The 8,154-nt window shown below is 65.1% G+C and carries 6 protein-coding genes; all 6 read right to left on the bottom strand.

Annotation, left to right across the window (positions count from 1 at the left end):
- Positions 1-508, bottom strand: a 508-nt coding sequence (locus P9M14_10070) for a DEAD/DEAH box helicase (GenBank protein MDP8256086.1), incomplete at its 3' end; no start/stop codon positions are given.
- A gap of 46 nt (positions 509-554) precedes the next feature.
- Positions 555-1,604: a type IV pilus twitching motility protein PilT gene (locus P9M14_10065; GenBank protein MDP8256085.1), complete on the bottom strand. Its 1,050-nt coding sequence runs from the start codon at positions 1,602-1,604 to the stop codon at positions 555-557.
- A gap of 2 nt (positions 1,605-1,606) precedes the next feature.
- Positions 1,607-3,259: an ATPase, T2SS/T4P/T4SS family gene (locus P9M14_10060; GenBank protein ID MDP8256084.1), complete on the bottom strand. Its 1,653-nt coding sequence runs from the start codon at positions 3,257-3,259 to the stop codon at positions 1,607-1,609.
- A 109-nt stretch (positions 3,260-3,368) separates the two neighbouring features.
- Complete coding sequence (locus P9M14_10055; GenBank protein ID MDP8256083.1) at positions 3,369-4,832, bottom strand: NFACT family protein; 1,464 nt, start codon at positions 4,830-4,832, stop codon at positions 3,369-3,371.
- 67 nt (positions 4,833-4,899) lie between these two features.
- Positions 4,900-5,646, bottom strand: coding sequence for a 2,3-diphosphoglycerate-dependent phosphoglycerate mutase (gene gpmA, locus P9M14_10050; GenBank protein ID MDP8256082.1), 747 nt, complete (start codon positions 5,644-5,646; stop codon positions 4,900-4,902).
- A gap of 240 nt (positions 5,647-5,886) precedes the next feature.
- Positions 5,887-8,151 (bottom strand): VIT domain-containing protein, encoded by a 2,265-nt coding sequence (locus P9M14_10045; GenBank protein ID MDP8256081.1) that lies wholly within the window; start codon positions 8,149-8,151, stop codon positions 5,887-5,889.
- Positions 8,152-8,154 lie beyond the last annotated feature (3 nt).

Raw genomic sequence — 8,154 nt, 5'->3', positions numbered from 1 at the left:
GCACGCCGGCGTGCAGCATGTCCGGGTTGCTGACCACGATGTGCCCCTGGGAGCGGATCGCGCGTCGCGCGTCGTCGGGCGTATCGCCGTCGTAGGTGAAGGTCTTGATCGGCGCGCCGATGGCGGCGATCAGCGAGTGCACCTCGTGCATCTGGTCCTGGCTCAGCGCCTTGGTCGGGAAGAGGTAGAGCGCGCGTGTCTCGGGCTGTTCGAGGATCGCGGTGAGCACCGGCAGGTTGTAGCACAGGGTCTTGCCCGAGGCGGTGGGCGTGACGATCACCACGTCTTTGCGCTGGCGCGCCAGCTCGGCGGCCAGCGCCTGATGCTCGTAGAGCCGCTGGAACCCACGTTGCTGCAACACCTCGCGCAGCTTGGGATGGGTCCAATCCGGGTAGGGTGCGAAGTCGCCCGCGGATTGTTCGAACTCGCGTTCGGCGGTGATGTTCGCGCCCAACGAGCCGCGCTCGAGGCGCGCCAGAACCTCGTCAACCGTCAGTTTGGTTGCCATTTTCTCTCCACCTGCTACGCAGTAGGAGCATCGTCAACGATCCAGCCTAGATGTTGCCGAAGGCCCGCTTGTCCGTGGCGTAATCGTAGGCCTCCTCGGGCGCGACGATCTTGCGCTTGACCAGGTCGAGCAGCGACTGGTCGAGCAGCTGCATTCCCTGGGAGCGCGAAGTCTGGATCAGCGAGGCGATCTGGTAAGTCTTGCTCTCGCGGATCAGGTTGGACAGCGCGGTCGAGCCCAGCAGGACCTCGAAGGCCGCCACGCGCCCCTTGCCGTCGATCCGTTTGAGCAGCACCTGAGCCAGCACCCCTTTGAGCGACTCGGAGAGCATCATGCGGATCATCTCCTTGTCGTTCTCGGGAAAGACGTCGATGATGCGGTCCACGGTCTTGGCCGCCGAGGCGGTGTGCAGCGTGCCAAGCACCAGATGTCCGGTCTCAGCCGCGGTGATCGCCAGGCGGATCGTCTCCACGTCGCGCATCTCGCCGACAAGGATCACGTCCGGATCCTCGCGCAGGGCGGCGCGCAGCGCCTGGGGGAAGCCCAGGGTGTGGTCCTCGACCTGGCGTTGGGTGACCAGACACTTCTTGTTCTGATGGACGTACTCGATCGGGTCCTCGATCGTCAGCACGTGCAGTTGGCGCTCGCTGTTGATCTCGTTGATGATCGCCGCCAGCGTGGTGCTCTTGCCCGAGCCGGTGGGACCGGTGACCACCACCAACCCGCGCTTGAGCCCCGAGAGTCGGACCACGGCCTGCGGCAGGCTGAGCTGCTCGGCGGTGAGGATCTCGTTGTTGATCATGCGGAACACCGCCGAGACCCCGCGCTCCTGCAGCAGCACGTTGACGCGGAAACGAGCGAGCTGTTCGATGCTGTAGATCATGTCCAGGTCGTGCGTGCGCTCGAAAATTTCGCGACGCCGATCGTCCATGATTTCGATCAGCATCTCGTGGATCGTCGCCGAGGTCAGCGTCTCGTCCTGGGCGCGCCGGATGTCGCCGTGCACGCGGTAGATCGGCGGCTCGCCGGGCGAGAGATGCAGATCGCTGGCCTTGAATGTGGGCATATAACCGAGCAACTTGTCGATCTTCGCCATGATCAGATCACCGAGAGGACTTCGAATTCGTCGATCGGCGCTTCGCCGGCCAGCACCAACGCGCGCACTTTGTCGCGCAGGCCCTCGTGCTTGAGCTGTTCGAGCATCGTTGTCAGCTCCCTTCCCGAGATGCCGACCTTGAGCGCATCGGCCAGCGGTTTATCGATCTGCAGCACCTCGAGCACGATCCGACCCGACGCGCTGGAAGGCCGCGCCCTGGAGCGCTTGAGCACCTTGGCCCCCTTGGGCAGCGAATCCAGGCCGAGCAGGCGCTTGGCAGCGGCCTCGGAAACCGGTTTGTCGTGCTCGGGGTCAGCCGTGCCAACGTTGGCGATCGAGACTATGCCGGTCAGCGCAGTGCCCAACAACACATTGGATTCGGCGACCTCCGACAGGTATTCCAGGCAGCTCGCAGCATCGGGGAAGCACAGCGAGGAGAGCAGCGTGCGGCCGGACAGCGCAGCGTGCAGGCAGATCTGCAGGCTGTCCTGGTCGGAGAGGTTGTCGATCAAAAGCAGGTCGGGTCCCTGGTCGAGCACCGCGCGCAGCGTCGACTCGATGCTGCGCTCCTCGTCCTGTTCGGGTCCGATCAACAGAAACTGCTCGGGCGGCGTGAGCGGGAAACGGCCCACTGCCAGCGCCATCTCGTTGTCGCGCACCCGCGTGCGGGCCAGCAAGTTCAGCAGGCGATACTTATCCAGGGTGTCCGGGCCGGTGACCAGCAGCAGGCCGCGTCTGCTTTGGGAAAGCACCTTGAGCTGCCGGGCCTCGGCGCGCGGCAGGTCGAACTCCGAGATCTGTTTGGGGAAGCGTCCCGGAGAGAGGTTGATCAGCGTGGCGGCCATGCCGTGCGGCGTCGAGAGTAGGTTGAGGTGAAAGTGCAGGTTGATGTCGACCGAATCGAGCTCCAACCGGCCCTCGGCGAAACGGTCGCCGTTGTGCAAGCCTGCCAGGGAGCGCATTCGCGCGATCGACACCGTGGCCCAGGCCACCGAGAGCTTGGCCACGTCCTGGACCTGTCCGTTGATGCGGAAGCGCACGCGCGTGCCCTGGAGCTCGGGCACCAGGTGGACGCTGGTCGCGTTGGCCTGCTCGGCCTTGACCAACAGCGAGGCGAGGAACGCGCGTCCCGAGCCGTCGCGCAACAGCTCGTCGAGCTCCTCGGGGGACCACAACTCGGAGGAGACATCGAAGCCGTTGTGCACGCCGGCCGTGCCGTAGACCTGATCGAGCAGGCGCTTGATCTCGTCCTCGAGGCCGATGCCGATATTGATCCGACGGCCGGTGGTCTCGCCGATCTCCTCAACGACCAGCCGGTCGGTGGGATCGGCCACGATCAACGTCAGCTCGTCCTCGAGCAGCAGGAAGGGCAGTGCGTTGTGCTTGCGGGCCAGCGCCTCGGGGACCGTGGCTACGGCCGCCGGGTCGACCTGGGCGCTGGTCAGGCGGATGAACGGCAGGTTCATCTGGTTGGCCAGGCCCCAGCCCACGTCCTCTTGGGTGACCAAGCCGAGCTTTAACAGGGCCTCGCCGAACAGGCAGCCGCACTCGCGCTGCTCTGTCAGCGCGCGCTCGATATCCTTGTTCTTGATGATCTTCGATTCGTAGAGGATCGTGCCCAACGCCGTACGTTTCTTGGAATCATTCTGGCTCATCTGGGCTCCCGCTGTGGTTAACGAACGCTGCGGCTAAGCACCAGAGCGGTCGGCAACCGATACTTTCTTTCCAGTTAAAGTGACTCGATTTTTGGCCGTTTGCAAGCGATTAGTCCAGGGCGCGCCGCGAGGAGAGCAGCCGCTGGAGCCGTTCGGGTTCCAGGCGCACCAGCAGCGAGCGCTCGGCGGTCACCGAGACTTTGCCCGGCGCCGCGCCGCGCGGCTTGCGTACGTGCTTGGCTCGGGCGTAGATCACCTCGGCTGAATCAGCGCCCTTGAGCCTGCTGTAGTGCAGCGTCAGGGTGGCGGCATCGATCAATGTCTCGCCGGGCAAATCGCGGCCACGTTCGAGGCGCACGATTACGTGGCTGCTCGGAGCGTCGCGGGTGTGCAGCCAATAGTCGTTGCCCCGGGCCACGCGGAAGGTCAGTTCGTCGTTCTCGCGGTCGTTGCGGCCGACTAAAATCTCCAGGCCGTCGCGGCTGATAAAACTGCGCGGTCCGGCCGATACCTGGCGTTTGCGGCCGCGACGTTCGGGCGCAAGGGCGCCGCATTGTTCGAGTTGTGCGGCGATGGCCTCGACTTCCTGCACATCCTGGATCGTATCGAGCTGCGTCAGACCGCGTTGGAGATGCTCGATGTATTGCGTTGCGCGTTCGATGTCCGCGCCGAGCCTGGTGGCTGCGGCGCGCAGTCTGCGCACACGGTCGAATGCGCGGTCGATGTTGGTCTGAGGGTCGAGTTCCGGCCGTAGTTTGATCAGCAGCCTGCCGTCGTGCTCGGACCATGGGTCGGGCAGCTCGATCTGCGTTAAGCCGCGGCGCAGTTCGTGTCGATAGGTCGAGAGCGTCTCCGCCTCGCGCTGCAGCTCGTCGGCCCGGGATGCGCCCTCGAGCTTGATTTGCAGGTCGGCCAGCCAGGCGCTGGTACGCTTGAGCTGACGTTGGATACGCCGGTGCACGGCGTTGCGCGCCAGGTCGATTGTTCGGCGTTGCAACAGGTCCGCGTACAGTTCGTCGAGCACGCGGCTGGGGTCGGACTGGTCCGGCCCGATGCGGCTGGGCCGCTGTTTTACGGCAGGACCCGCTGTCGTGGGCGGCAGATAGCGGCCGCCGGGCTCCAGGCCGCGCGCCCGGGCCTTGGCCGGGAACAGGCTGTCGAGCAACAGATCATCGGGCCCGAGCACAAAGGCGTTGGCGCTCTTGCCGAACAGCTCGAGCAGCAGCGTGCGCGGTTGCGGACCATCGTCGGTCATCCGCATCAGCTCGATGCGCACCGCGCGATCGTCGGTCCGCTTGGATATCGACACGATCCGTGCGCCACGCAAATGTTTGCGCAGCAATCGGTCGAAGCGCGGCGGCTCGGGCGGCGCGGTGAATTTGCGCCAGGTGCGGTGCAGGCGACAGCCCTGGGACGAGAGGTCGCACAGCAGCTCGATGGTTTCGCCCCGGCCGCGACAGTGCAGTACGAACGAGTGCGGCTGGGGTTGCAGCGTGCGCTGGATCGTCGCGCCGGGCAGCAGCGGCTCGAGCTGTTGCACCACCTGGCTGATTTCGATCTCGCTCAGGCTCATCGGTACACCGTCACAACGAACGTTGGAAATCGTTCGTCAAAGGGCGAGGACCGTTGATCAACGTCAGCTACTTGGCCTTGCCCTGGTTGGCCACGGCCTGCATCGCCTGTTTGATCTTCTCCTGATCGCCCAGATAGTAATGTTGCAGCGGCCGCAGCTCGTCGTCGAGTTCGTAGACCAGCGGCACGCCCGTGGGGATATTCAGCCCGACGATCTCGCTGTCCGGGATGCCGTCGAGGTGCTTGACCAGGGCGCGCAGGCTGTTGCCGTGGGCCGCGATCAGCACCCGGCCGCCGGCCTTGATCCGCGGCGCGATGGTCTCAAGCCAATAGGGCACAAAGCGTTCGACAGTATCCTTGAGGCACTCGGTCAGCGGCAGCTCGTCGGCGCTCAGCAATGCGTAGCGCGGGTCGCGGCCCGGGTAGCGCGAATCGTCAGCGGCCAGCGCCGGGGGTTGGATGTCGTAGGAACGCCGCCAGATCAGCACCTGGTCGTCGCCGTGCTCGGCCGCGGTCTGGGCCTTGTTCAGCCCTTGCAGCGCGCCGTAGTGCCGCTCGTTGAGTCGCCAATGCCGCTCAACGGGCAACCACATCATGTCCATTTCATCCAGGACGATCCATAGCGTGCGGATCGCGCGCTTGAGCACCGAGGTGTAGGCGATGTCGAAGTCATAGCCGCCTTCGCCCAGCAACCGTCCTGCCTCCAGGGCCTCGACCCGGCCCTGGTCGCTCAGATCAACGTCGGTCCAGCCGGTGAAACGGTTTTCCTGGTTCCAAGTGCTCTGGCCGTGCCGCAGTAACACGAGCTTGTGCATCTTACCCTTGCCTCCTTGATCATCGGTCAATGAAGTGCGAGCGGGCGTCTGGGCAATTTTAACAGTAATTCAACGGATGAGAAGAGGGGACCACCCCCCGGGGATACACTCGCTTATCACTGGGATAAGGAGGGAAGGGTGACCCCGGGGGCGGGGGTGGCGACCCCCGGGGCCAGGAGGAAAAGGAGGCTTGAAAGAACTCCGCACACGACAAGGCTCGCAACCAATCGTGGCGGTCGATCATCTACCGAGCAGCTTGCGCCAATCCTCCACAGAGCGTTGGGCATCGCCGTTTTGGCAGATGAAAATTGTCAGTCCATCGCCCGCCGAAAACTTCATGGTTTGGGCGAGCATCATGTAGTCGCGGAACTCCGGCGCAGCCTCGAGCAGGTTGAAGTAGGCCCGTGATGCGTAGGGCACCTCAATCACGCGTTCGCCTTGGCGGCACTGTTCGTCCACGTACGCGCCGTCCACGTAGAAGAACGCGCGGCCGCTTACGTAACGCACGTCCGCCTCGGCGTCGTCCGCCAGCTGCGTTGACTCGCGCCGTTCGCGGCTGGCCACCGAGCTGCGCACCGCGTCGGCTCCGGATTGCTCGGTGCTCGGCGCGTTTCGCACGGAGCTTTCTTCGCCCTCGCCGTGCAGGCGTCCGAACTGCGGACGATCGACGTCGCCTGATTTGGTCAGGCCGCCCAGGTCGAGTCCGTCAATGGCGCCGCCGCCGAAGACCGGGGCGGGCGGCGCAGATTCGTCCTGGACCACCAGATAGCTGGTGTAGGGCGTGACGATTCCGTAGTCGCGGCCCAGGCGCACGATCTCGTCCACCAGCTCGGGCTTCTCGCCGTGCAGCCGTACCTGGTCGAGCAGATAGCCGACCTTGCGGTTGGCCCAGAGGTTGGCGACGAAGCGGTTGTCGCCCTCGACCTTGGGCATCGAGACGTCGTGCACGATTCGCTGTTTCTCGCCCAGCAGGTTGCCGCTGAGGATCAGCGCGCCATCGCCCGCCGAGGCGTATCGTCCGTAGACCAAGACCTGGGAGCCGGCGAACAGGTCGGGCAGCGTCGGCGGATAAAGCTCGAGAACGTCGATTCCCTTGAACTCCAGCTCGAGCCCGCTCATAACCGGCAGGCTGATTTTGGAGAAGAACGAGCTGAGCTTGAGCTCCAGCTCCTCGTCGCCGCGCACGTATTCCGAGACTCCGCCGTTGCGTTCGCTGGCGATGTCGAGCAAATGCACGTTGACGTTTTGGCCCACGCCGAAGCAAAACAGCCGCGCGTCGCCTGAGTTGGCCTTGCCTGCATCCTCGACGATGCGTTCGATGTCGGTCACGCCCACCGTGGGCAGCCCGTCGGTGAGGAAGACCAGCATCCGCGGCCGGCCGTCGTTGCCGCCGTCGCCCAGCAGCTCGAAAGCTTCGAGCAGCGCCTCGTGAATCGCGGTGCCGCCGCGCGCCTTGAGCGATTCGATCTGCTCGTGGGCAGCGGCCCTGTTCTGCGCGGTAGCCTCGACCAGTTGGTCGCGCCAGGGGCGCACGGTGGTCGAGAAGCTGATCAGGCCGAAGCGGTCGCCCTCGCCCAGCGAGTCGATGAAGAAGCGCGCCGCCTGCTTGGCGTGCAGCAGCTTGTCGCCGGACATTGAGCCCGAGGTGTCGAAGACGAACAGCACGTCCTTGGGCAGCGCCTGGTCCGGCTCAAGCTCGGCGCGCGGAGTGATCATCATCAGGAAGTAGCCGTCGTCGCCGCCTGTGCGGTACGGCACCATGCTCAGGCCAACGTCGCTGTCCGATACCGTGTAGAGCAAGCGGAAATCGCGGTCGAGCGCGGCTGCGTTGGTCTCGATGCCGACCGTGGCGCTCTGCTCGCCTTGGCGCTCGATCTCCACGTCGTGTGTCGGCGAGTAGACGCTACGCAGCGGTACGTCGGACTTGATCCGCGCTTCGATGGTGAAGTCGCCCAGGGTGGTCGAAGCGCGTTCGCCGGTGCGCAGGGGATAGACGTAGGAGTAGACGCCGTTGTCGTAGTCCAGCGTCTGGGAGAAGACCAACTGCACGCGCTGGTCGCCGCGCGCGGGCACCGGGTAAATGCTGGCGCGGAACACCTGGCCGTCCACGTACTCCAGCAGGCCCGGGTCGCGCATCCGGCGCACGATGCTTTCGTAGGTGCTGCGCGCCTTGTCGGCCGAGAGCACCTCGCCGACCACGCGTTTGCCGTTGATGTACAGCGCGAACTCGTCGATCGCCGCGCCGCGGGGCAGGGGAAAGACGAAAACCGCCTCGAGGTCGCGGTTGGTGCTGTTGTGGAACACCTGGTCCACGGCGGTGGTGGCCACGCCCGAGGAGATCTTGATCGCCACGCGGTGGCTCTGGATCGCCAGCGGCGGCAGGGATTCGTCCTTGGGCAGCAGCAGGCCCGTGGCCTGGGCCGCGCCGGGCGCGAGCAGCAGGCACAGAGCCAGTCCCGCGATCAACGCAATGGGAAAATACGGGCTGAGGGCTCTGTTCGTCATTTG

The sequence above is a fragment of the Candidatus Alcyoniella australis genome (genome assembly GCA_030765605.1).
Lineage (GTDB): Bacteria > Lernaellota > Lernaellaia > JAVCCG01 > Alcyoniellaceae > Alcyoniella > Alcyoniella australis.
Note: the sequence above shows the minus strand (reverse complement) of the source record. Positions and strands in the feature narration are given on the sequence as shown.